This window comes from Streptomyces sp. NPDC051452 (genome assembly GCF_044454765.1).
Taxonomy (GTDB): Bacteria; Actinomycetota; Actinomycetes; order Streptomycetales; family Streptomycetaceae; genus Streptomyces.
This window is the reverse complement of the sequence record NZ_JBITEB010000005.1, coordinates 75,474-98,667: the sequence shown is the minus strand read 5'-3', so window position 1 is coordinate 98,667 and position 23,194 is coordinate 75,474. Positions and strand designations below refer to the sequence as shown.

General features: G+C 68.8%; 18 protein-coding genes. 16 read left to right on the top strand and 2 right to left on the bottom strand.

Annotated features, from left to right (window positions below):
• Window positions 1-21 precede the first annotated feature (21 nt).
• Both ACIBA9_RS15365 and clpX read left to right on the top strand, forming a co-directional pair.
• Window positions 22-687, top strand: a complete 666-nt coding sequence (locus tag ACIBA9_RS15365) for an ATP-dependent Clp protease proteolytic subunit (protein WP_399363129.1) — start codon at window positions 22-24, stop codon at window positions 685-687.
• A 169-nt stretch (window positions 688-856) separates the two neighbouring features.
• Complete coding sequence (gene clpX, locus ACIBA9_RS15360; RefSeq protein ID WP_362156567.1) at window positions 857-2,143, top strand: ATP-dependent Clp protease ATP-binding subunit ClpX; 1,287 nt, start codon at window positions 857-859, stop codon at window positions 2,141-2,143.
• A 92-nt stretch (window positions 2,144-2,235) separates the two neighbouring features.
• On the opposite strand, the gene ACIBA9_RS15355 is transcribed toward clpX, so the two are convergent.
• Entirely contained in the window at window positions 2,236-3,177 is a 942-nt protein-coding gene (locus ACIBA9_RS15355; protein WP_399363126.1) for a hypothetical protein, read from the bottom strand.
• A gap of 137 nt (window positions 3,178-3,314) precedes the next feature.
• Between ACIBA9_RS15355 and ACIBA9_RS15350 the strand changes: the two genes are divergently transcribed.
• From ACIBA9_RS15350 to ACIBA9_RS15300, 11 genes are all read left to right on the top strand, one after another.
• Window positions 3,315-5,939, top strand: a complete 2,625-nt coding sequence (locus ACIBA9_RS15350; RefSeq protein WP_399363124.1) for a valine--tRNA ligase — start codon at window positions 3,315-3,317, stop codon at window positions 5,937-5,939.
• A gap of 222 nt (window positions 5,940-6,161) precedes the next feature.
• Entirely contained in the window at window positions 6,162-7,676 is a 1,515-nt protein-coding gene (locus tag ACIBA9_RS15345) for a folylpolyglutamate synthase/dihydrofolate synthase family protein (RefSeq protein ID WP_362156573.1), read from the top strand.
• Window positions 7,677-7,684: 8 nt separating this feature from the next.
• Window positions 7,685-8,044 (top strand): DUF4233 domain-containing protein, encoded by a 360-nt coding sequence (locus ACIBA9_RS15340; protein ID WP_362156575.1) that lies wholly within the window; start codon window positions 7,685-7,687, stop codon window positions 8,042-8,044.
• Between the two features lie 66 nt (window positions 8,045-8,110).
• Window positions 8,111-8,524 (top strand): nucleoside-diphosphate kinase, encoded by a 414-nt coding sequence (gene ndk, locus ACIBA9_RS15335; RefSeq protein ID WP_362156577.1) that lies wholly within the window; start codon window positions 8,111-8,113, stop codon window positions 8,522-8,524.
• 313 nt (window positions 8,525-8,837) lie between these two features.
• Complete coding sequence (locus ACIBA9_RS15330; protein ID WP_031158632.1) at window positions 8,838-9,857, top strand: rod shape-determining protein; 1,020 nt, start codon at window positions 8,838-8,840, stop codon at window positions 9,855-9,857.
• A 167-nt stretch (window positions 9,858-10,024) separates the two neighbouring features.
• A complete protein-coding gene (mreC, locus tag ACIBA9_RS15325) occupies window positions 10,025-10,969 on the top strand; it encodes a rod shape-determining protein MreC (RefSeq protein WP_399363121.1) in 945 nt (314 codons plus the stop codon).
• Window positions 10,970-10,983: 14 nt separating this feature from the next.
• Complete coding sequence (gene mreD / locus ACIBA9_RS15320) at window positions 10,984-11,661, top strand: rod shape-determining protein MreD (protein WP_399363119.1); 678 nt, start codon at window positions 10,984-10,986, stop codon at window positions 11,659-11,661.
• A 116-nt stretch (window positions 11,662-11,777) separates the two neighbouring features.
• Entirely contained in the window at window positions 11,778-14,015 is a 2,238-nt protein-coding gene (gene mrdA, locus ACIBA9_RS15315) for a penicillin-binding protein 2 (RefSeq protein ID WP_399363118.1), read from the top strand.
• On the top strand, window positions 14,012-15,208 hold the full coding sequence (gene rodA, locus ACIBA9_RS15310) for a rod shape-determining protein RodA (protein ID WP_399363116.1): 1,197 nt from the start codon (window positions 14,012-14,014) through the stop codon (window positions 15,206-15,208). The genes mrdA and rodA overlap by 4 nt, the downstream gene beginning before the upstream one ends.
• Before the next feature lie 130 nt (window positions 15,209-15,338).
• Window positions 15,339-16,838: a CHAD domain-containing protein gene (locus ACIBA9_RS15305; protein WP_399363114.1), complete on the top strand. Its 1,500-nt coding sequence runs from the start codon at window positions 15,339-15,341 to the stop codon at window positions 16,836-16,838.
• A gap of 70 nt (window positions 16,839-16,908) precedes the next feature.
• A complete protein-coding gene (locus ACIBA9_RS15300) occupies window positions 16,909-18,870 on the top strand; it encodes a TIGR03960 family B12-binding radical SAM protein (RefSeq protein ID WP_399363113.1) in 1,962 nt (653 codons plus the stop codon).
• Between the two features lie 270 nt (window positions 18,871-19,140).
• Here the strand turns inward: ACIBA9_RS15300 and ACIBA9_RS15295 are convergent, their stop codons facing one another.
• Window positions 19,141-19,845, bottom strand: a complete 705-nt coding sequence (locus ACIBA9_RS15295) for a hypothetical protein (RefSeq protein WP_399363111.1) — start codon at window positions 19,843-19,845, stop codon at window positions 19,141-19,143.
• 224 nt (window positions 19,846-20,069) lie between these two features.
• Between ACIBA9_RS15295 and ACIBA9_RS15290 the strand changes: the two genes are divergently transcribed.
• The 3 genes from ACIBA9_RS15290 (at window position 20,070) to ACIBA9_RS15280 (ending at window position 23,147) form a co-directional block, all read left to right on the top strand.
• The gene (locus tag ACIBA9_RS15290; RefSeq protein ID WP_399363109.1) at window positions 20,070-20,543 is read left to right on the top strand and encodes a hypothetical protein; all 474 of its coding nucleotides are present in this window, start codon (window positions 20,070-20,072) and stop codon (window positions 20,541-20,543) included.
• A 94-nt stretch (window positions 20,544-20,637) separates the two neighbouring features.
• Entirely contained in the window at window positions 20,638-21,621 is a 984-nt protein-coding gene (locus tag ACIBA9_RS15285) for a hypothetical protein (protein WP_399363107.1), read from the top strand.
• Between the two features lie 932 nt (window positions 21,622-22,553).
• Window positions 22,554-23,147: a replication initiator gene (locus ACIBA9_RS15280; RefSeq protein WP_399363105.1), complete on the top strand. Its 594-nt coding sequence runs from the start codon at window positions 22,554-22,556 to the stop codon at window positions 23,145-23,147.
• Window positions 23,148-23,194: the final 47 nt, after the last annotated feature.

The following is a 23,194-nucleotide window of genomic DNA, read 5'->3' as shown; positions in this document are numbered from 1 at the left end:
CACCAGGACGGTGAACACCCCATGAGCAACTTCCCCGGCGCCGCCAGCGGCATGTACGAAGGGCCTCGCCCCGAGAGCCGGTACGTCATCCCGCGCTTCGTCGAGCGCACCTCCCAGGGCATCCGCGAGTACGACCCGTACGCGAAGCTCTTCGAGGAGCGCGTGATCTTCCTGGGCGTCCAGATCGACGACGCCTCCGCCAACGACGTCATGGCGCAGCTGCTGTGCCTGGAGTCGATGGACCCGGACCGCGACATCTCGATCTACATCAACAGCCCCGGTGGCGACATGACCGCCCTGACGGCGATCTACGACACCATGCAGTTCGTGAAGCCCGACATCCAGACGGTCTGCATGGGCCAGGCGGCCTCCGCCGCGGCCATCCTGCTGGCCGCCGGTACGCCGGGCAAGCGCATGGCGCTGCCGAACTCCCGGGTGCTGATCCACCAGCCCGCCGGCTCCACGGGCCGCGGTCAGCTGTCCGACCTGGAGATCATCGCCAAGGAATTCACCCGGATGCGTGAGCAGCTGGAGGACATGCTGGCGAAGCACTCCAACCAGCCGCTGGAGAAGATCCGCGAGGACATCGAGCGCGACAAGATCCTCACGGCCGACGAGGCGCTGGCGTACGGCCTCGTCGACCAGATCATCTCCACTCGCAAGCTCAACAATTCCGAGGTCCGCTGACCCGCAGGACGTACTTTTCGCCCCACTTGGCATGGTGCACGGCAAAGTGAACCCTGCCAAGGGGGGCCCGAACACCGGGCCCGGCAAGGTACCGTCGGACATAAGGCAGCACCAGGAGTCGCTGGACTCGTAGCGTCCAGGCGTCTCCCAGGCGAAGGGGAAGCACACCGTGGCACGCATCGGTGACGGCGGCGATCTGCTCAAGTGCTCGTTCTGCGGCAAGAGCCAGAAGCAGGTCAAGAAGCTCATCGCAGGGCCCGGTGTGTACATCTGCGACGAGTGCATCGACCTCTGTAACGAGATCATCGAGGAAGAGCTCGCGGAGACCAGCGAGGTCCGCTGGGAGGAGCTGCCCAAGCCTCGCGAGATCTACGAGTTCCTCGAGGGCTATGTGGTCGGCCAGGAAGCGGCCAAGAAGGCGCTCTCCGTCGCGGTGTACAACCACTACAAGCGGGTCCAGGCGGGCGAGAACGGCGGCGGGAGCGGCCGGGACGACGCCATCGAGCTGGCGAAGTCGAACATCCTCCTGCTGGGCCCCACGGGCTCCGGCAAGACCCTCCTCGCGCAGACCCTCGCGCGCATGCTGAACGTCCCGTTCGCGATCGCCGACGCGACGGCGCTCACCGAGGCGGGATACGTCGGCGAGGACGTCGAGAACATCCTCCTGAAGCTCATCCAGGCGGCGGACTACGACGTCAAGAAGGCCGAGACGGGCATCATCTACATCGACGAGATCGACAAGGTGGCCCGCAAGAGCGAGAACCCCTCGATCACCCGCGATGTCTCGGGTGAGGGTGTCCAGCAGGCCCTGCTGAAGATCCTGGAGGGCACCACGGCCTCCGTCCCGCCGCAGGGCGGCCGCAAACACCCCCACCAGGAGTTCATCCAGATCGACACGACGAACGTCCTGTTCATCGTGGGCGGCGCCTTCGCGGGCCTGGAGAAGATCATCGAGTCCCGGGCCGGCGCCAAGGGCATCGGCTTCGGCGCGACGATCCTGTCCAAGCGCGAGCTGGAGGCCAAGGACGTCTTCGAGGACGTCATGCCGGAGGACCTGGTCAAGTTCGGCATGATCCCCGAGTTCATCGGCCGTCTCCCAGTCATCACCTCGGTCCACAACCTGGACCGCGAGGCCCTGCTGCAGATCCTCGTCGAGCCCCGCAACGCGCTCGTCAAGCAGTACCAGCGCCTCTTCGAACTCGACGGCGTGGAACTGGACTTCGAGCGCGAGGCGCTGGAGGCCATCGCCGACCAGGCCATCCTGCGCCAGACCGGCGCCCGTGGCCTGCGCGCCATCATGGAGGAGGTCCTCCAGGGCGTGATGTACGAGGTCCCGTCCCGCAAGGACGTCGCCCGTGTCGTCATCACCGCCGACGTGGTCCTCTCCAACGTCAACCCGACCCTGATCCCGCGCGACGCCCGCGGCCGCGGCTCGGGGGAGCAGAAGACGGCGTAGCCGGCCACGAGCGCGGGACGCGCGACAGGCACGAGAACACGAGGAAGGGGCCCCGGTCGACCGGGGCCCCTTCCTCGTGTGCGGTGTCCGCGTCAGGCCTTGACGCGGACCTCCTTGCGGAACTTGGCGGCGAGTTCCGCGTCGGCCGCCGGGTCGCTGCTGCGGCCCGCGGCGAGGCTGGCTATGTCCATCGGCATGACCATGCCGAGAGTGCTGTGGTCACCCCAGATGCAGATCGTCATCGTCACGTTCTTGGGCCCGCCGGTGCTCTGGCCGGTCGGGGCCTGGGCCTGCTGGCACTTGAGGACCGCGCCGTCGAGCCCGGCGGGCTGGTACGACTTCGGCTCGTCCTTCAGGGTGACGTCCTTGTTGCCACTGTCCTTCTGGGCCTCGGTCTTCATGTAGGCGAACATGGCGTCGACGGTCTTCTCCGGGTCGTCGATCGTGCCGTAGACACCGCCGAACTGGATCATCTTCTGGCTCAGCGGGTTGCTCTTGTCCCCGGACTGGTACTGGGCGCTGACGTCGTGCGGGCCGTGCACGCCCCACTTCTCCGCGTCCTTGAGGTCGTCCTTCTTCATCGTGCCGCTGTCGGTGTTGCCCCGCGTGTACTCCGTCAGCACGGTCGCCGGGGTCGTCAGCTTGTGGGGGCCGTCGTCCGCCACCGAGCTGCCGCTGCTGCTGCCGCCGACCACGAGGTACACGGCCACCGCCACGACCGCCACCACGGCCACCGCCGCGATGATCAGGCCCGTCTTCTTCTTGCCGCCCGCCGGGACCGGCGGCTGCGGGCCGCCGTAGGGCTGCTGGCCATACGGACCCGGCTGCTGCGGCGCGCCCTGCTGCGGATAGCCGTACCCGGGCTGCGGCGCGGCCGCGGGCGCCTGCTGGGGGTAGCCGTAGCCGGGCTGCGGGGCCTGCGGCTGCTGGCCGTAGGGGCCCGGCTGGCCGTACGGACCCGGCTGCCCCTGCTGGCCGTAGGGGCCCGGCTGCTGGGGCGGACCGCCGTAAGGACCCGGCTGGTTGTTGCTCATTCCTGGGTTCCCCCTTGGATGCTTATGTGTTCCTCACATCCTGGCCCAGGCCCCGCGAACACCGGCCACCGGGGGTCTGACCGTTACAGAACAAACGCGTTTCGGGACCACCCGGTGACACCTCTAAACTGACCTCCGTGACCGAGAACGCTCAGCAGCAGCCACCCGAGCCCGAGAACGAACTGCCGACCCAGTACGCGCCGGCCGATGTAGAGGGGCCGCTGTACGAGCGCTGGGTAGAGCGGGGTTACTTCGCCGCGGACGCCAAGAGTGACAAGCCGGCGTACACCATCGTCATCCCGCCGCCGAACGTCACCGGCTCCCTCCACCTGGGCCACGCCTTCCAGCACACGCTCATGGACGCCCTCACCCGCCGCAAGCGCATGCAGGGCTACGAGTCGCTGTGGCTGCCGGGCATGGACCACGCCGGCATCGCCACCCAGAACAAGGTCGAGCAGCAGCTCGCCGAGGAGGGCAAGTCCCGCCAGGACCTCGGCCGCGAGGCGTTCGTCGAGCGCGTGTGGCAGTGGAAGGAGGAGTACGGCGGCAAGATCCTCGGCCAGATGCGCCGCCTCGGCGACGGCGTCGACTGGGACCGCGAGCGCTTCACCATGGACGAGGGCCTGTCCAAGGCCGTCCAGACGATCTTCAAGAAGCTGTACGAGGACGAGCTGATCTACCGCGCCGAGCGCATCATCAACTGGTGCCCGCGCTGTCTGACGGCCATCTCGGACATCGAGGTGGAGTACCAGGAGGACGACGGCGAGCTGGTCTCCATCACCTACGGCGAGGGCGACGAGACGCTGGTCGTCGCGACCACCCGCGCCGAGACCATGCTCGGCGACACCGCCGTCGCCGTGCACCCCGACGACGAGCGGTACAAGCACCTCGTCGGCAAGCGCATCAAGCTGCCGCTGACCGACCGCTCCATCCCCGTCGTCGCAGACACCCACGTCGACCCCGCGTTCGGCACAGGCGCCGTCAAGGTCACCCCCGCCCACGACCCCAACGACTTCGCGATCGGCCGGCGCCACGGCCTGGAGTCCATCACGGTCATGGACGAGCGCGCCGTCATCACCGTGCACGGCCCCTTCCAGGGCCTGGACCGTTTCGAGGCGCGCTCCGCCATCGTCGCGGCCCTGCGCTCGCAGGGCCGGATCGTCGCCGAGAAGCGGCCCTACGTCCACTCCGTCGGCCACTGCTCGCGCTGCCGGACCACCGTCGAGCCGCGGCTGTCCATGCAGTGGTGGGTCAAGGTCGGCCCGCTCGCCAAGGCGGCCGGTGACGCGGTCCGCGACGGCCGGGTGAAGATCCACCCCGAGGACATGTCGAAGCGGTACTTCGACTGGGTCGACAACATGCACGACTGGTGCATCTCGCGCCAGCTCTGGTGGGGCCACCGCATCCCGGTCTGGTACGGCCCCGACGGCGAGGTCGTCTGCGTCGGCCCCGACGAGCAGCCGCCCGCCGGCGAGGGCTGGCACCAGGACACCGACGTCCTCGACACCTGGTTCTCCTCCGGCCTGTGGCCCTTCTCCACCCTCGGCTGGCCCGAACAGACCGAGGACCTGCGGAAGTTCTATCCGACCGATGTCCTGCTCACCGGCCACGACATCATCTTCTTCTGGGTCGCCCGGATGATGATGTTCGGTCTGTACGCGATGGACGGCGAGGCCCCCTTCAAGACCATCGCGCTGACCGGCCTGGTCCGCGACGAGCGCGGCAAGAAGATGTCGAAGTCCTTCGGCAACGTCGTCGACCCGCTGGACTGGATGGACAAGTACGGCTCCGACGCCGTCCGTTTCACCCTGGCCCGCGGTGCCAACCCCGGCACCGACGTGCCGATCGGCGAGGACTGGGTCCAGGCGTCCCGGAACTTCGCCAACAAGATCTGGAACGCCACGCGGTTCGCGCTGATGAACGGCGCCACGGTCGAGGGCCCGCTGCCCGCGCCCGAGGAGCTGTCGGCCACCGACCGCTGGATCCTGTCCCGGCTGAACAAGACCGTCGCCGAAGTGGACGCGTTCTACGACGACTTCCAGTTCGCCAAGCTGTCCGACGCGCTGTACCACTTCGCGTGGGACGAGGTCTTCGACTGGTACGTGGAGCTGTCCAAGACGACGTTCCAGGCGGGCGGTGCGGCCGCCGAGGCGAGCAAGCGCGTCCTGGGCGAGGTCCTGGACGTCACGCTGAAGCTGCTGCACCCGGTGGTTCCGTTCGTCACCGACACCCTGTGGACCACCCTCACGGGCGGCGAGTCGGTCGTCGTCGCCGACTGGCCGGCCGACAGCGGCTTCCGGGACGCCGGCGCCGAGCGCGAGATCGAGACCCTGCAGTCCGTCATCACCGAGGTCCGCCGCTTCCGCGCCGACCAGGGCCTGCAGCCCGGCCAGCGGGTCCCGGCCCGGCTGACCCTGGACGGCACGGCGCTCGCCCCGCACGAGGCGGCCATCCGTCAGCTGCTGCGTCTGCAGCCCGAGGGCGACTCCTTCACGGCCACGGCCACCCTGCCGATCGCCGGCGCCGAGGTCGCTCTCGACCTGTCCGGCACGATCGACGTGGCCGCGGAGCGCAAGCGCCTCGCGAAGGACCTCGCGGCCGCGGAGAAGGAGAAGGCCCAGGCCACGGCCAAGCTCGGTAACGAGGCGTTCCTGGGCAAGGCCCCGGAGAACGTGGTCGACAAGATCCGCACTCGCCTGGCCAAGGCGGAGGAGGACATCACCCGTCTGCGGGCTCAGCTGGACCGGCTGCCGTCGCAGTGAGCGACTCGCGCGGCCGAGCCGCGCCGAACGCGTGACGCGTTGCCGAGGCCCCGGCGCCCATGTGGCGCCGGGGCCTCGGCGCGCCCGCCGAGGGGCGGCGACCGTATCCCGTGCGCGGCTCCGCCGCGGGGGAGCGGGCGACCACGACACCCCGGCGGACGGCCGGGCCGCCCGGCCACCCCGAACGACCCCTTTGTCGGTCCCGCTCCGTAGACTGGCCCCGTGAGCGACCTCCCGGACGAGAACGACCAGCCCGACCCCCTCGACAGCTTCGAGGAGATCGTCGAGGCCGAGACCGACCGCGACCCCGACCTCGCGGTGATCGAGGCCGGCAGCCGCACCCTGCGCACCCAGGGCGGGCCGCCGCAGGCCGACGTACCCGCGCGGCCGCAGGACCCGGAGGTCGACAAGGCCCTGCGCCAGGTCGAGGCGGACCTGGCCACGCGCTGGGGCGAGACCAAGCTGGAGCCCTCGGTCAGCAGGATCTCCGCGCTGATGGACGTGCTCGGCGACCCCCAGCGGTCGTACCCCTCGATCCACATCACGGGCACCAACGGCAAGACCTCCACCGCCCGCATGATCGAGGCCCTGCTCGGCGCCTTCGACCTGCGCACCGGCCGCTACACCAGCCCGCACGTGCAGTCGGTCACCGAGCGGATCAGCCTGGACGGCGCCCCGGTCTCCGCCGAGCGGTTCATCGAGACGTACCAGGACATCAAGCCGTACGTGGAGATGGTCGACTCCGCGCAGGAGTACCGGCTGTCCTTCTTCGAGGTCCTCACCGGCATGGCGTACGCGGCCTTCGCGGACGCCCCGGTGGACGTGGCCGTCGTCGAGGTCGGCATGGGCGGCTCCTGGGACGCCACCAACGTGATCGACGGTGACGTGGCCGTCGTCACCCCGATCGACCTGGACCACACCGACCGCCTCGGTGAGACGCACGCCGCGATCGCCACCGAGAAGAGCGGCATCATCAAGCAGGACGCGACCGTGATCCTGGCCCAGCAGCCGGTGGACGCGGCGCAGGTGCTGCTGAAGAAGGCCGTCGAGGTGAACGCGACCGTCGCCCGCGAGGGCCTGGAGTTCGGGGTCGTCGCCCGGCACGTCGCGGTCGGCGGGCAGCTGGTCACCCTGCGCGGCCTCGGCGGCGAGTATCCCGAGGTGTACCTGCCGCTGCACGGCGCGCACCAGGCGCACAACGCGGCCGTCGCCCTCGCCGCCGTCGAGGCGTTCTTCGGCGTCGGCGCGCAGCGCGCCGAGCCGCTGGACGTCGACACCGTGCGCAAGGCCTTCGCGGCCGTGTCCTCGCCGGGCCGGCTGGAGGTCGTACGGCGCTCCCCGACGGTGGTGCTCGACGCCGCGCACAACCCGGCGGGCGCCCTGGCCGCCGCGGAGGCCGTGCGCGAGGCGTTCGACTTCACCCGGCTGATCGGGGTCGTGGGCGCGAGCGGCGACAAGAACGTACGGGGGCTGCTGGAGGCCTTCGAGCCGATCTTCGCGGAGGTCGTCGTCACCCAGAACACCAGCCACCGCGCCATGGACGCGGACGAGCTGGCCGCGATCGCCGTCGAGGTCTTCGGCGAGGAGCGGGTGCAGGTCGAACCGCGGCTGCCGGACGCCCTGGAGGCCGCGATCACGCTGGCCGAGGAGGAGGGCGAGTTCGCGGGCGGTGGCGTACTGGTCACCGGATCCGTCATCACCGTCGGCGAGGCCCGGCTGCTGCTGGGGAAGGGCTGAGGACCGCCGTGCGTACCCTCTGTGCATCGACGCTGATCGGCGAGCTCTTCGTCATCGGCTTCGCCGGGCTCGTCGCCATGAAGGACCCCGGCCTGTCCACCTCGACGGTGTGGCTGGTCAGCGGAATCGCCATGCTGCTGTGCGTGCTGCTGTGCGGCATGGTCACCCGTCCCGGCGGGGTGGCCCTCGGCTGGGCCCTGCAGCTCGCGCTGGTCGCCTCCGGCGTCTTCGTCCCCACCATGTACTTCATGGGCGTGATCTTCGCGGCGCTGTGGTGGGCGTCGGTGCACTTCGGGCGGAAGGTGGACGAGGCGAAGGCGAGATTCGCCGCCCAGGCCGAGTCCTCCTCCACGGCTGACGCTGTGTGACGGGCGTCCCGACACGCCCTGTAACCTCGTCCCACCGCACCCGTCAGTCGCGTAAGGAGTCCCCCCGTGAGCCAGCGCACCCTCGTCCTGCTCAAGCCCGACGCCGTCCGTCGAGGCCTGACCGGCGAGATCATCAGCCGTATCGAGCGCAAGGCCGGCTGGCGGATCAGCGCGCTGGAGCTGCGCACCCTGGACCGCGCCACGCTGGAGCAGCACTACGGCGAGCACGTCGGCAAGCCCTTCTACGAGCCGCTGGTCGAGTTCATGGCCTCCGGCCCGGTCGTCGCCCTGATCGTGGAGGGCGAGCGGGTCGTCGAGGGTGTGCGCCAGCTGGCCGGCCCCACCGACCCGATCGCCGCCGCGCCCGGCTCGATCCGCGGTGACTACGGCGTGATCGTCCGCGAGAACCTGATCCACGCCTCCGACTCCGAGGAGTCCGCCGAGCGCGAGGTGAAGCTCTTCTTCCCCGGCCGGGTGTGACCCGCCGCGAGCCGCGTTCTCGCAAAATTTTCTGAGTGGGCGTCAGTTCCGTCCGCCGGGTCTGACCAGGGGCGGTCGTGCGTTTTCGGCCGTCCCTTGGCATATGCCTTGTCGATCGGGGGAACGTGTGCCACCGATGGACCGTCTCCACAAGCGAGGCGGCCCGCCATCTGGTGACAATGGCGGAGACCCTCGCGCAGTGTTCGTGCGGGCGCGTTTACGATGGAAGCCTTCACGTCACAGCACCCGCCTCGCCGACCTGATGTGCCCTCAAAGGCACGGGAAGGCCAGATGAATCCGGATGGGGAACTCAATGTCGTTCATCGGCCGTGACATGGCTGTCGACCTCGGGACCGCCAACACGCTGGTGTACGTCAGGGGTCGTGGAATCGTCCTCAACGAACCCTCGGTCGTGGCGATCAACACCAATACCGGTGGCATCCTCGCGGTCGGCGCCGAAGCGAAGAAGATGATCGGCCGGACGCCGGGCAACATCGTCGCCGTGCGGCCGCTGAAGGACGGCGTGATCGCCGACTTCGAGATCACCGAGCGGATGCTCCGCTACTTCATCCTGAAGATCCACAAGCGGCGGTACCTCGCCCGGCCGCGGGTCGTCGTCTGCGTGCCCTCGGGCATCACGGGTGTCGAGCGCCGCGCGGTCATCGAGGCGTCGTCCCAGGCAGGCGCCCGCCAGGTGCACATCATCGAGGAGCCCATGGCCGCGGCCATCGGTTCCGGGCTGCCGGTCCACGAGGCCACCGGGAACATGGTGGTGGACATCGGCGGCGGCACCACGGAGGTCGCGGTCATCTCGCTCGGCGGCATCGTCACCGCCCAGTCCATCCGCGTCGCCGGCGACGAACTGGACAACGCGATCATCCAGTACATCAAGAAGGAGTACAGCCTCCTGCTGGGTGAGCGCACGGCCGAGCAGATCAAGATCACGATCGGTTCGGCGTACGACCTCGACGCCGACGAGCACACCGAGGTACGCGGCCGGGACCTGGTCTCCGGGCTGCCCAAGACCGTCGTCATCTCGGCCGCCGAGGTCCGCAAGGCGATCGAGGAACCGGTCAACGCGATCGTCGACGCCGTCAAGACGACCCTCGACAAGTGCCCGCCGGAGCTGTCCGGCGACATCATGGACCGAGGAATCGTTCTGACCGGCGGCGGAGCACTGCTGCGCGGGCTCGACGAGCGGCTGCGGCGGGAGACCGGCATGCCGATCCACATCGCCGAGGACCCGCTGGACAGCGTCGCGCTCGGATCCGGCAAGTGCGTCGAGGAGTTCGAGGCACTGCAGCAGGTGCTGGACGCCCAGCCGCGCAGATGACGTAACTCTTCGATTCCGCCGTACGAGACGTTCTCCTCTCGTGCGGCGGATCGTTGATATAGAGGCATAAGCTCCCCCGAATGGGCCTCTTGGGTGTGCGCCGCACCATTTCGCGTTCTCCAGGGACCCCCGAATTCCTACTTAGAGGAAGGGCACGGCCGCCGCACGTGAGGGACACCAAAGAGAGCCGGCTGCTCCTGGTCCTGCTGATCGCCATCGCGTTCGCCCTGATCACGGTCGATATCCGCGGGGGTGAGAACTCCCCGGTGGACGGCGCCCGACAGGCCGCGGCCACGGTGTTCGGCCCGGTCGAGAACGGCCTGTCCTCGGCGGTCGACCCCGTCGGCGAGGCGGTCTCGGCGATCCGGGCCTCCGGCAGCAGACACGACCGGCTCGCGGTTCTGGAGAAGGAGAACGCGGCCCTCAAGGCGAAGCTCGGCAGCGACGACCGCAACCGCAGCCGCCTGACGCAGCTCGACAGGATGCTGAAGATCGCCGGCGAGGGCCAGTACGGCATCAAGGGCGCCCAGGTCATCGCCATAGGGTCGGCGCAGGGCTTCTCCTGGACCATCACCATCGACGCCGGCGCGAGCGACGGAATCAAACGGGACATGACCGTGCTCAACGGCGACGGACTGGTCGGCCGCGTCACCACCGTCGGCCCCGACACCTCCACCGTACTGCTCGCCAACGACCCCGACTTCACCGTCGGCACCCGCATGGAAGGCGGCGACGAACTCGGCTTCGCCTCCGGCCAGGGCGACCGCCCGCTGCGCGTGGAACTGCTCAACGGCAAGGCCGAGGTGAAGAAGGGCGACCGGCTCGTCACCTTCGGCTCGCAGGCCGACAAGCCCTTCGTGCCGGGCGTCCCGGTCGGTGTCGTCTCCCGCGTCGACCCCTCCGGCGGAGGCCTGACCCGCACCCTCTACGTCACCCCCTACGTCGCCTTCACCAAGCTCGACATCGTGGGCGTGGTCGTCCAGGCACCGCAGAAGGACCCGCGGGACACCGTGCTCCCGGCCAAGCCCAAGCCGATCCCGACGCCGACCGTGACCGTCACGGTGTCGCCCTCGGCGGGTGCCTCCGACGGCCAGCGGCAACAGCAGCAGTAGGAGCTGAATTCCCCATGCGTCCCAACCGGATCCTGCTCTCCAGCGCCCTGGTCGTCGTCGCCCTCGTGATCCAGGTGAGCGTCCTCGCCCGCCTGCACCTGCCGGGCGCCGTCCCCGACCTGCTGCTGCTCACCGTCCTCGGCCTCGCCATGGTGTACGGCCATGTCGGCGGCGCCCTCGTGGGCTTCGGCGCCGGTCTCCTCGCCGACCTGGCCCCGCCCGCCGACCACGCCGCCGGCCGCTACGCCCTCGTGCTCTGCGTCATCGGCTACTTCGCCGGGCTCGTCAAGCCGGAGAACGGCCGCCTGAAGTCGGCGACCGGCCCCATGGCCGTCGTGGTCGCCGCCGCCGTCGGCTCCACCCTGCTGTACGCCGGTGTCGGCGCCCTCGTCGGCGACACCGCCGCCCGCCACGTCGGACTGACCGGCCTGCTGATCTCGGCCGCCCTGTACGACCTGCTGCTCGCCCCGTTCGTGGTCCCCGCCATCATGTGGCTGGCCCGCCGCGCCGACAACGACCCGCTCGCCGAGTCCGGCCCCGCCGCCAAGGCCGGGGACATCTCCTCCGGATGGCTCTCCTCCGGCACCGGACTGCGCATCGGCGGCCAGCGCAGTGGCCTGGGCGCGCTGAAGGCCAGGGCCCGCACCCGCTCCGCCCGGGTCGGCCGCATCAAGGGGGTCAAGCGGCTGTGAACACCGCGGAGTTCACCCGAACGGGTAAGCCGGCACGGAACGCGGGCTCCCCGGCTGCTCGTTCACCATTCGTACACGCTGCCGCATCCGCGCACTGAGAGGGGGAGACAGCCGCAGTGACCAACATCCCCGAGACCGGTCGGACCCCACGGGTCCAGATCCGGCTCGTCGTCATCCAGATCCTCGTCCTCTCCCTGCTCGGCACACTCGGCGGCCGGCTGTGGTACCTCCAGATCCGCGAGGGCGCCGCCTACCAGAAGGAGGCGTCCGGCAACCACGTCCAGCAGGTCGTGGACCCCGCCGTGCGCGGCGACATCCTGGACGCCCGCGGCGTGCCCCTCGCCGACAACGAGACCCGTCTGGTCGTCTCCGCCTCCCGCACCGACCTGCTCAAGCAGCCGGACGACGGCAAGGCGGTCCTCACCAAACTGGCGGGCGTCCTCGGCCTGAAGCCCGCGGAGGTCATGCAGAAGGTCCGGCTCTGCGACGCCAAGACCCCTCAGCCCTGCTGGAACGGCTCGCCCTACCAGCCGATCCCCATCACGGACGAGGCGACGGCCAAGCAGGCCCTGCAGATCCGGGAACGCTCCGAGGACTTCCCCGGCATCACCGCCGAACCGGAAGCGGTGCGCCGCTACCCGGGCCCCGGAAAGTCCAACACCTCCCAGGTGCTCGGCTATCTCTCGCCCGTCACCGACTTCGAGATCCAGCAGGCCAAGGACACCGACTCGCCCTATCTGCGCTCCGACATGGTCGGCCGCTCCGGCCTGGAGCGCACGTACGACAAGATGCTGCGCGGCAAGGCCGGCGTCACGCGCTACGAGGTGGACAACCTCGGCCGGGTCATCGGCAAGGCCAAGTCGGACGCCGCCGAGTCCGGTTCCAACCTGGTCACCAGCATCGACTCCCGGGTGCAGCGGGTCGCCGAGTACGAACTGGACAAGGCGATGAAGGTCGCCCGCACCCAGTACGACAAGATCACCGGCGAGAACTACAAGGCCGACTCCGGCGCGGTCGTCGTGATGGAGGCCAAGACCGGCCGCGTCGTCGCCATGGCCTCGGCCCCCACCTACGACCCGAACGTCTGGGTCGGTGGTATCTCCGCCAAGGACTACAAGGCCCTCACCGGAAAGAACTCCGACTACCCCCTGCTCAACCGGGCCATACAGGGTCAGGCGGCGCCCGGCTCGACCTTCAAGGTGGTCTCCACGGCCGCCGCGGTCGAGGCCGGCTACGTGTGGGACGGCGGATACCCCTGCACCAGCTCGTACTCGGTGGGCAGCCAGGTCTTCAAGAACTTCGAGGGCGAGAACTTCGGCCCGATCTCCCTCGGCCGCGCCCTGGAGGTCTCCTGCGACACCGTCTTCTACGGCCTCGCCGACCGGGAGTGGAAGAAGGACGGCGGCATCAACCCCAAGAAGGGCCAGCCGAAGGACTACTTCTACAAGGCCGCCCACCAGTTCGGCCTCGGCAAGGAGACCGGCATCGACCTCCCCAACGAGGTCACCGGCCGCGTCCCCGACCGCCAGTGGAAGCTCGACTACTGGAAGGCCAACAAGGACGCCTGGTGCAAGTCCGGCAAGAAGGACGGCAGCTACGTCGAGAAGATCGCCTACGAGAACTGCCTCGAAGGCAACAAGATGCGCGAGGGCGACTCGATCAACTACTCCATCGGTCAGGGCGACACCCTCGTCACCCCGATCCAGGAGGCGGTGATCTACGGCGCCGTCGCCAACGGCGGCACGATGTACCAGCCCACCATCGGCAAGGCGATCATCAGCGCGGACGGCAAGACCGTCACGCCCATCAAGCCGAAGAAGAGCGGCCGGCTGCCGGTCAGCCAGGCCACCCTGAAGGGCATGGACGACGCCTTCGCCGGCGTCATCACCCGCGGTACCGCCGCCTGGAAGTTCGGCGGCTGGCCGCAGGACAAGATCCCGCTGCACGCCAAGACCGGCACCGCCGAGGTCTACGGCAAGCAGACCACCTCCTGGCTGGCCACCTACTCCAAGGACTACACGGTGATCATGACGATCGCCCAGGCCGGTACGGGTTCCGGCGCCTCCGGTGAGGCCGTGCGCAACATCTACAGCGCGCTCTACGGCGTCGGCGGCGACGGCTCCATCGACAACAAGAAGGCCCTGTTGCCCCAGCCGCAGACCAGCCTGCCGAAGGTCCGCGCGGACGGCACCATCGTCGACCCCAAGGTCGTCGGCGACCCCGCCAAGGACGTCGAGGCCGCCCAGAAGACCAACACCACCAACGGCGACGCCCAGCAGCCGCCGGCCACCACCGCCTCGCCCACCACGGGCAGGCGGACCCGCAGGAGGGGAAGCCGGAGGATGCCCTCATGACCGGAGCGAACAGCTTCTCCGTCTCCGGCTACGGCCCCGAGCGGGCCGGCTGGACCAGGATCCTCGCCCGCGACTCCCTGACCCGCCGGCTGGACTGGCCGATCCTGCTCGCCGCCACCGCCCTGTCCCTGCTGGGCTCACTGCTGGTCTACTCGGCCACCCGCAACCGGACCGAGATCAACCAGGGAGACCCCTACTTCTTCCTGGTCCGCCATCTGATGAACCTCGGCATCGGGATCGCCCTGATGATCGGCACGCTCTGGCTCGGCCACCGGGCCCTGCGCAACGCCGTGCCGATCCTCTACGGCCTGTCGGTGCTCCTCGCGCTGGTGGTCCTCACCCCGCTCGGCGCGACGATCAACGGCCAGCGCAACTGGCTCGTCATCGGCGGCTTCTCGCTCCAGCCCGCCGAGTTCCTCAAGGTGTCGATCATCCTGGGCATGGCGATGCTGCTCGCCGCCCGGGTGGACGCCGGCGACAAGCCCTACCCGGACCACCGGACGGTGTTCCAGTCCCTGTGCCTGGCCGCCGTACCGATCATGATCCTGCTGCTCATGCCCGACCTCGGCTCGGTGCTGGCCATGGTGGCGATCATCCTGGGCGTACTGCTCGCCTCCGGCTCCTCCAACCGCTGGGTCTTCGGCCTGCTCATCGCCGGTGTGATCGGCTGCGTCGCCATCTGGCAGCTGCACATCCTGGACGAGTACCAGATCAACCGCTTCGCCGCCTTCGCCAACCCCGACCTCGACCCGGCGGGCGTCGGCTACAACACCAACCAGGCCCGCATCGCCATCGGCTCCGGCGGCCTGACCGGCGCCGGCCTCTTCCACGGCTCCCAGACCACCGGCCAGTTCGTGCCCGAGCAGCAGACGGACTTCGTCTTCACGGTCGCGGGGGAGGAACTGGGCTTCGTCGGCGCCGGCCTCATCATCTTCCTGCTCGGGGTCGTCCTGTGGCGCGCCTGCCGGATAGCGCGTGACTCGACCGAGCTGTACGGGACCATCGTCGCCGCCGGGATCGTCGCCTGGTTCGCCTTCCAGTCCTTCGAGAACATCGGCATGACCCTCGGCATCATGCCCGTCACCGGTCTGCCGCTGCCCTTCGTCTCCTACGGAGGCTCGTCGATGTTCGCGGTGTGGATCGCGATCGGGCTACTACAGTCGATCAAGGTGCAGCGCCCCATGTCGGCGTAGGCCCACACCGCCATCCACCGTCGTCACCCGAGGTGGCCGCACCCGGCGGCGGCCACCTCCCCGACACCGCACGGACCGCGAGCGGTGGCATCCTCTGCCATCACCACCCGTGTCCCACTACATTCGGGACATGGCGGATACGAAACGCGAGATCGAGCGCAAGTACGAATCCGAGGACAGTGGACTGCCCGACCTGACCGGCGTCGGCCCGGTGGCGGACGTCATCGACAAGGGCCTGGTCGAGCTGGACGCCGTCTACTACGACACCCCCGACCAGCGCCTGACCGCCGCGTCCCTCACCCTGCGCCGCCGCACCGGCGGCGCCGACGCCGGCTGGCACCTGAAATTCCCCGTCGCCCCCGGCGTCCGCGACGAGATCCGGGCCCCCCTCTCCGACACCGTTCCCCCCGAGATCGCCGCACTGGTCCGCTCCCGCGTCCGCAACGCCGAACTGGTCCCTGTCGTCCGCCTCCGCTCCGCCCGCGACGTTCGCCACCTCGTGGACGCCGGCGGCCGGCTGCTCGCCGAGGCGAGCGTCGACACCGTGACCGCCGACCGGCTCATCGGCAAGGGCGGTAGCACCCAGTGGACGGAGATCGAGGTCGAGCTGGCGGACCAGGCCGATCCCGCCGTCCTCGACCGGATCGACAAGCACCTGCGCAAGGCGGGCGTACGCCCCTCCACCTCACCCTCCAAGCTGGTCCGCGCCCTGGAGCGCACCGGCGGCGCCCGGCCCGGCCACGGCCGGGGGGCCAAGCCGGTGACCGCCGGCGACCACGTCCTCGCCTATGTACGCGAGCAGCGCGAGAGGATCCTCGAGTACGACCCGGCCGTCCGCCGCGACGTCCCCGACTCCGTCCACCAGATGCGCGTGGCCACCCGCCGCATGCGCGGCACCTTCCGCACCTTCGGCAAGGTCCTCGACCCCGCCGTCACCGACCCGATCGCGGCCGAGCTGAAGTGGCTGGCCGGCGAGCTGGGCCTCGACCGCGACCAGGAGGTCCTCGCCGACCGCCTGACGGCCGCCCTCGACTCCCTCCCGGCCGCCCTGGTCTCCGGCCCCGTCCGCACACGCCTCGCCGGCTGGGCGAGCGTCCGGCACGTCAGCGCCCGCGGCCACCTCGTCGCGATCCTGGACTCCGCCCGCTATCTCGCCCTGCTCGACACCCTCGACGCGCTGCTCGCCGACCCCCCGCTCAGGAAGAGCGCCGCCGGGAAGCCACAGAAGGTACTGGCCAAGGCCGTACGCAAGGACCTCGCCAAGGTCTCCCGCCTGGTCACCGAGGCCCTGGACCTGCCGCCCGGCGAGGAACGCGACGTGGCCATCCACGAGGCCCGCAAGAAGGGAAAGCGCGCCCGCTACGCCGCCGAGGCGGCCGTACCGGCCCTCGGCGGCTCCGCCCGCTCCCTGGCCAAGTCCATGAAGTCCCTGACCAAACTGCTCGGCGAGCACCAGGACAGCGTCATGGCACGCCACACCCTGCGCGAGCTGTCCGCGGTGGCCCACGCGGCGGGGGAGAGCGCCTTCACCTACGGACTGCTGTACGGCAGGGAGGAGGCCCGGGCGGCGGCGACGGAGGCCGAGCTGCCGGGCCTGTGGCAGCGGATCAGCGAGGCGGCGGCCGACTGAGCGTACGGGGGAGGGCGCCGGGCGGGTTACGCTTGGTGGTCACCCCCGTCAGCTCACAAAGGTTCCCCCGATGTCTGTCGAATCGGTCTTCCCACAGCTCGAAGCCCTGCTCCCGCATGTGCAGAAGCCGATCCAGTACGTAGGCGGCGAGCTGAACTCCACCGTCAAGGAGTGGGACAGCTGCGACGTCCACTGGGCGCTCATGTACCCGGACGCGTACGAGGTCGGTCTGCCCAACCAGGGCGTCATGATCCTCTACGAGGTCCTCAACGAGCAGGAGGGCGTCCTCGCCGAGCGCACCTACAGCGTGTGGCCCGACCTGGAGGCGCTGATGCGGGAGCACGGCGTCCCGCAGTTCACGGTGGACAGCCACCGCCCGGTCAAGGCCTTCGACGTGTTCGGCCTGTCCTTCTCCACCGAGCTGGGCTACACGAACATGCTCACGGCCCTGGACCTGGCCGGCATCCCGCTGGAGTCCCGGGACCGCGGGCTGGACGACCCGATCGTCCTGGCCGGCGGCCACGCGGCCTTCAACCCCGAGCCGATCGCGGACTTCATCGACGCCGCGGTCATCGGTGACGGCGAACAGGCCGTGCTCGACATGACGCGGATCATCCGCGAGTGGAAGGCGGAGGGCCGCCCCGGCGGCCGCGAGGAGGTCCTTTTCCGTCTGGCCCGGACCGGCGAGGTGTACATCCCGGCGTTCTACGACGTCGAGTACCTGGCGGACGGCCGCATCGCCCGTGTCGTACCCAACCGGTCGGGCGTGCCGTGGCGCGTGTCCAAGCACACGGTGATGGACCTGGACGAGTGGCCGTACCCCAAGCAGCCGCTGGTACCCCTCGCCGAGACCGTCCACGAGCGCATGTCGGTGGAGATCTTCCGCGGCTGCACCCGCGGCTGCCGCTTCTGCCAAGCCGGCATGATCACCCGCCCGGTCCGCGAGCGCTCCATCACCGGCATCGGCGAGATGGTCGACAAGGGCCTGAAGGCGACGGGATTCGAGGAGGTCGGGCTCCTGTCCCTGTCCTCCGCGGACCACTCGGAGATCGGCGACATCGCCAAGGGCCTCGCCGACCGCTACACGGACGACAAGATCGGCCTCTCGCTGCCCTCGACCCGCGTCGACGCCTTCAACGTCGACCTGGCCAACGAGCTGACCCGCAACGGCCGCCGCTCCGGCCTCACCTTCGCCCCCGAGGGCGGCTCCGAGCGGATGCGCAAGGTCATCAACAAGATGGTCTCGGAAGAGGACCTGATCCGGACCGTCGCCACCGCCTACGGCAACGGCTGGCGCCAGGTGAAGCTGTACTTCATGTGCGGCCTGCCGACGGAGACGGACGAGGACGTCCTGCAGATCGCCGACATGGCGACCCGCGTCATCCAGAAGGGCCGCGAGGTCTCGGGCGCGAACGACATCCGCTGCACGGTCTCGATCGGCGGCTTCGTCCCCAAGCCGCACACCCCGTTCCAGTGGGCCCCGCAGCTCTCCGCCGAGGAGACCGACGCCCGCCTCGCCAAGCTCCGCGACAAGATCCGCGGCGACAAGAAGTACGGCCGCTCGATCGGCTTCCGCTACCACGACGGCAAGCCCGGCATCGTCGAGGGCCTGCTCTCCCGCGGCGACCGCCGCACCGGCGCCGTGATCCGCGCGGTCTACGAGGACGGCGGCCGCTTCGACGGCTGGCGCGAGCACTTCTCCTACGACCGCTGGATGGCGTGCGCGGACAAGGCGCTGGCCCCCTTTGGCGTGGACGTCGACTGGTACACCACCCGCGAGCGCACCTACGAGGAGGTTCTGCCCTGGGACCACCTCGACTCGGGTCTGGACAAGGACTGGCTCTGGGAGGACTGGCAGGACTCCCTCGACGAGACAGAGGTCGAGGACTGCCGCTGGACCCCCTGCTTCGACTGCGGCGTCTGCCCCCAGATGGACACGGCCATACAAATCGGCCCGACCGGCAAGAAGTTGCTGCCGCTGACGGTCAAGAACGAAGGTCAGGCGTCGGCTTCGAGCGGTCACTCGCACTGAGGTGGGTGAGCCACTCGATCGGGTGATGGAGGCGCTGGCGGGGGTGAGCGAAGAGGAGGTGGCGGCGGCGCTGGCTGCGGTCGGCGCTTCGGTCCCTCGCCCGTCGGCGCCGCCGGCGCCCTCCCGAACTCCGCTGCCGAGCCCAAGGAGCGCCTCGCGGATCGTCTCCGAGGTGGAGTGGGTCTGAGGTATCGGCGCCACGAGGCGGACCGCCCACGACCGCACACGCCATTGGATACCCGCCCCACAGCAGGTGGAACGAAGCAACCTCTACCGGGCTTGACCGGTACCAACAGCGTCGTCGGCTCCGATAGCCGATGGGTCGACAAATACCGCCAGATAGCGGAACTCACCCCCGGCTCCATCCTGCTCGGAGTACATCTCCCACTCGAGGGGGTAGGTGCCTCGCAGTCTGCATGTGTTCGGCTCGTAGGTGCCCTCGGCCCAGAGCAGAGTCCCGGCGAGTTCCCGTCCGTGGTGCATCCGGAAGTCATGATCTCGGGTACGCCGGCGACCGGGGCCCGGCGGGCTCCACAGGGACACCTCGTTGGTCAGCACAAGGGCTAGACCGTTGTGGCCGGGCCGACGGCAGAAGCGCTCCAGCCTCGCTATGTCCCGAACAAAGTGCAGGCGGGCGAGGTCGGTGGCGCCATGCGCCTTCAGGACATAGTCCTCGACCGGCACGCCGGCCTTGCCTGTCCAAGCTCGGGTGAAGTACTTGAATTCGATCGCAGTGCGGCTCCCAGGACCGAGGCACTGAAGGTCTAGGTACTCGGTCCTATCCGACCCTCGCTGCGGCACCTCCAGCCTGGATTGCACGTCCGGCGCCAACTCCCAGAGCACCCGGGCGAAACTGTGCTGAAGGTCGGCCTCGGAGTGGAAGACCGGCCTTTGCCGACACAGCTTCGCCATGACGTCTTCGAGTGAGGCCCGTCCAGCAATGATTCTCATACGGTCCATCGGTGCCGTGGTCACGACGCCATTGAAGTCGCCCCTCGCGTCAATCCTCAAGCCTTGCGGCGTCTGAGGGCTTGGCCGTCGGTCCGGACCCTCAAGATTCGTCCGATATACCACAAGGGACCGTGATTGGGTGCCTGGCGGAAGCACTTCTCTAACGCGCTCTTACCGTTGCCGCCCGCCGCCGTTGAGCTTGAGAGAGGTAGTTTCATCTGATCGACGAGGATACGGGGCGTGGGAGCATGTCGTTCGATCAAGAGTGGGCGGAGCTGAAGACCAAGGCTCGGATGCGGCTGGACGGGGTGGATCCAGGTGGGCCATCGTCTGGTCAGGCGGACTTGGTCGTCAAGTATGACGACATGGGGGAGATCGGCCATGCCGCTTTCCTGCTGCACCAGCATCTGTCGAGTGCCGGCAAGCATGCTCAGTCGCACAGCCAGGCGGCTGCGAAGAGCCTGGGGAACAATGGCTTCGACATGGGCGCTGCGCTGGCAGAGGCCGACGGGGGCTGGCAAGCGCAGTTGCAGGTGCTGGTCGACGCTTGCGCTCAGATCTCCAACCATCTGGACTACTCGGTGAAGTCGTCGCGGCGGGACGACGACTTCATCGCGACGCAGATCAGCGCCTCAAGGATCTCTCAGTATCTGGACGTGCCACCGGCTACGTCAGATGACGTGGTGCCTCAGATGCCGAAGGCGGAAGGTCCCATCATGTGACGGCCGGCCAGAGTACGCGGAAGGGAGGGCCCCTCAAGTGGACCGGGGCCGTCCGGATACCACGGCGACGACGCTGTGAACAACAGGGGGAGCGGTGCCGACCTTCGAAGAACTTCTTCACGTCAATCTCTCGTCGTTGCAGTCGGTAGCTGACGACTGGGCTGCCACGGCGGCCTTGCTGAAGAAAGTAGCCAAAGAGGCTGGGGGCATGCGCAGTCTGGCCCAGGGCACCGAGTGGAAGGGCGAGAACGCCACCGTCACCAAGGCATTCGTCGTCCGAGTGTGTGATGAGTTCACCGACGCCGTCACTGAGGCAGAGTCCATCGGAAACCTGCTGAGTTCCGCCCACGACAAGATCAAGGCGGCCAGGGACGACCTGAAGAGTCTTTGTGGGAACCCGCCTGAGGGCATTACGATCCACGCCGACGGCTCGCTGACGCGCAGCCCACAGCCTCCTCGCATGTCGCACGGCGATCCAGAGATCGTGGTGACGCAGGACGACCTCGATGCCCTGCAGCGTCGCATTGATGCCATCCTCGGTCGGGCTGCGGAAGCGGACTCGACCTGCTCTTGGGGCCTGCGGCAACTCACCAAGAACAGGCATGAGTTCGGAAGCACGTACTACGGCTCCCTAAGGGATGCGAAAACCGACGCCCGTATGGAGCTGCAGAACACGACGGACTCAGAGGAGTACACGCCGCCCGCGAAATGGGGTAGTGGAACCATCAAGCCCATTGCCGAGTTCCTCAGCTACCGCTCCTGGATGGACGGTGGCGAGGCGCTTCTGCACGGAGACATCAACGGTGCGATTCAGGGCCTGATCGGCGGCGCTCCGTCCGCGGCGGGCGGCGAGGCCAGTAAGCACCTCTCGAAGGGAGCGCTCCTGAGCGATGTACGCGGCAAACACCATCGCCCCACGTTTGTTAATACGATCGGCAAGGTCGGAGAGAAGATATTCGGGGTGCCGGTCGCTGTGATCGCGACCGGGATCGACTTCTACTACACGCCCGAAGCGCCCAAGGCGCCGGGCGACACAGATGTGGATGCCCCGCGCGAACCGGGAAAGGTGAGGTACTGATGACGCACTCTGCCGGCCCACCCCCGTCGGGGCGCCGCCGCCCAGACCTGCGGCACTGGTTGAGGCCCCAGAGTTCCCGGTCGGTCGTCCTGGGTATGTGCATGTCTGTCGGTGGCCTCGCGGGTGGGGTGCGTTCTGTGATGGACGGGAAGGGGATCTGGACGATCCTCGGCATCTTCGGCGTGGGCGTCCTTGGCGTGCTCATTGTCGTGGGCTATTTCGTCAACCAGGGGGACCGCTGAGAGCACCTGGCCGTGTGCTCTGCTTGCCTTTCTGGGCCCTGCCTCAACTGCGCGATCCGTCCGCAGATGGATACTTGGGTACAAGTAGGCCCAACCGGCAAGAAGTTGCTGCCGCTGACCGTCAAAAACGCTGGTCAGGCACCTGCTTCGAGTGGTCACGAGCACTGACGTGAGCGAGGCGCTCGATCGGGTGATGGAGGCGCTGGCGGGGGTGAGCGAGGAGGAGGTGGCGGCGGCGCTGGCTGCGGTCGGCGCCTCGGTCCCTCGCCCGTCGGCGCCGCCGGCGCCCTCTCGGACGCCGTTGCCGGCGTCTGGAAGTAGCCCATGCATCGTTTCCGAGGTGGAGTGGATCTGACGGGTAGGGGTGCGGTGGCGTAGGCCGCTCGATTGAATCTGCGAGGCCCCTTCCTCACCTGAGTTACGACTTCCTCCACTGGTTCAAACCCCGCCTGCGCTCCGCTCCGCCGGTCCCAGGCCACACCCACGGTCACCCAACCTCGCTCCTAAGGCGGGGCTTCTTTGATCGAATCAGCGACGGTTCTGGTACCGGGCGATACCGGCACGAGGCAGCCCATCACGCGCCATCATGGCCGCCGTTCCCTCACCTTTCCGCCTTGCCGTGGCGAAGTCCCGGGTAGTCATCGATGCCTTCTGTGCCGGGTACTCCCCGAAGTGCATTGCTGACGAACATTGCTGAGCGGACCTGGTCTGCGCAATGGCGCACGCTCCGACGCCCGGCCCCTACGGACGGACGGTGACGGCCCCGACGATGACGCGGTGGCCGCGTACGTCGCCAAGTACGTCACCAAGGGCGCGAGCGACATAGGCGCCGGCACTGACTACCGGCTCTCGTCCCGGGGCGACATCGAGTCGGCGCCCGTGAGTGAACACGTGCGCACCCTCATGCGGACCTGCTGGCGCCTTGGAGGCCTTCCCGAGTACGAGCCCCTCCGCCTCCGGGCATGGGTCCACACGCTCGGCTACCGGGGACACATCCTCACCAAATCCCGCGCCTACTCCACCACCTACGCAGCGCTTCGCGCCCAACGCGCCTACCACCAGGGCCACACCGGCATACCCAACGCAATCACCGAACGGAACTGGCGCTACGTCGGTTCTGGTCACACGCCCGGCGCTGCCCTCATCGCGGCCGGGGTTGCCGAAGATCTCGCCGAGTCTCGACGGCTCGGCCTGGAAAGGAGGCAAGAGGGGAGTGGTGCCGATGACCGCTCCGACCGAACGTGGACATCGGAAGCCTCGGCGTTCGTCGCTGCCTCGGGCTGATGACGAGACGGCCGGGAGCCTGATCGAGAGCGAGAGCGAGAGCGAGA

Excerpts from the sequence above, each read along its gene's own strand:
- ACIBA9_RS15365 (WP_399363129.1), top strand. The coding sequence starts at position 22 with ATGAGCAACTTCCCCGGCGCCGCCAGCGGCATGTACGAAGGGCCTCGC.
- ACIBA9_RS15355 (WP_399363126.1), bottom strand. The coding sequence starts at position 3,177 with ATGAGCAACAACCAGCCGGGTCCTTACGGCGGTCCGCCCCAGCAGCCG.
- ACIBA9_RS15330 (WP_031158632.1), top strand. The coding sequence starts at position 8,838 with ATGTCGTTCATCGGCCGTGACATGGCTGTCGACCTCGGGACCGCCAAC.
- mreD (WP_399363119.1), top strand. The coding sequence starts at position 10,984 with ATGCGTCCCAACCGGATCCTGCTCTCCAGCGCCCTGGTCGTCGTCGCC.
- rodA (WP_399363116.1), top strand. The coding sequence starts at position 14,012 with ATGACCGGAGCGAACAGCTTCTCCGTCTCCGGCTACGGCCCCGAGCGG.
- ACIBA9_RS15305 (WP_399363114.1), top strand. The coding sequence starts at position 15,339 with ATGGCGGATACGAAACGCGAGATCGAGCGCAAGTACGAATCCGAGGAC.
- ACIBA9_RS15300 (WP_399363113.1), top strand. The coding sequence starts at position 16,909 with ATGTCTGTCGAATCGGTCTTCCCACAGCTCGAAGCCCTGCTCCCGCAT.
- ACIBA9_RS15290 (WP_399363109.1), top strand. The coding sequence starts at position 20,070 with ATGTCGTTCGATCAAGAGTGGGCGGAGCTGAAGACCAAGGCTCGGATG.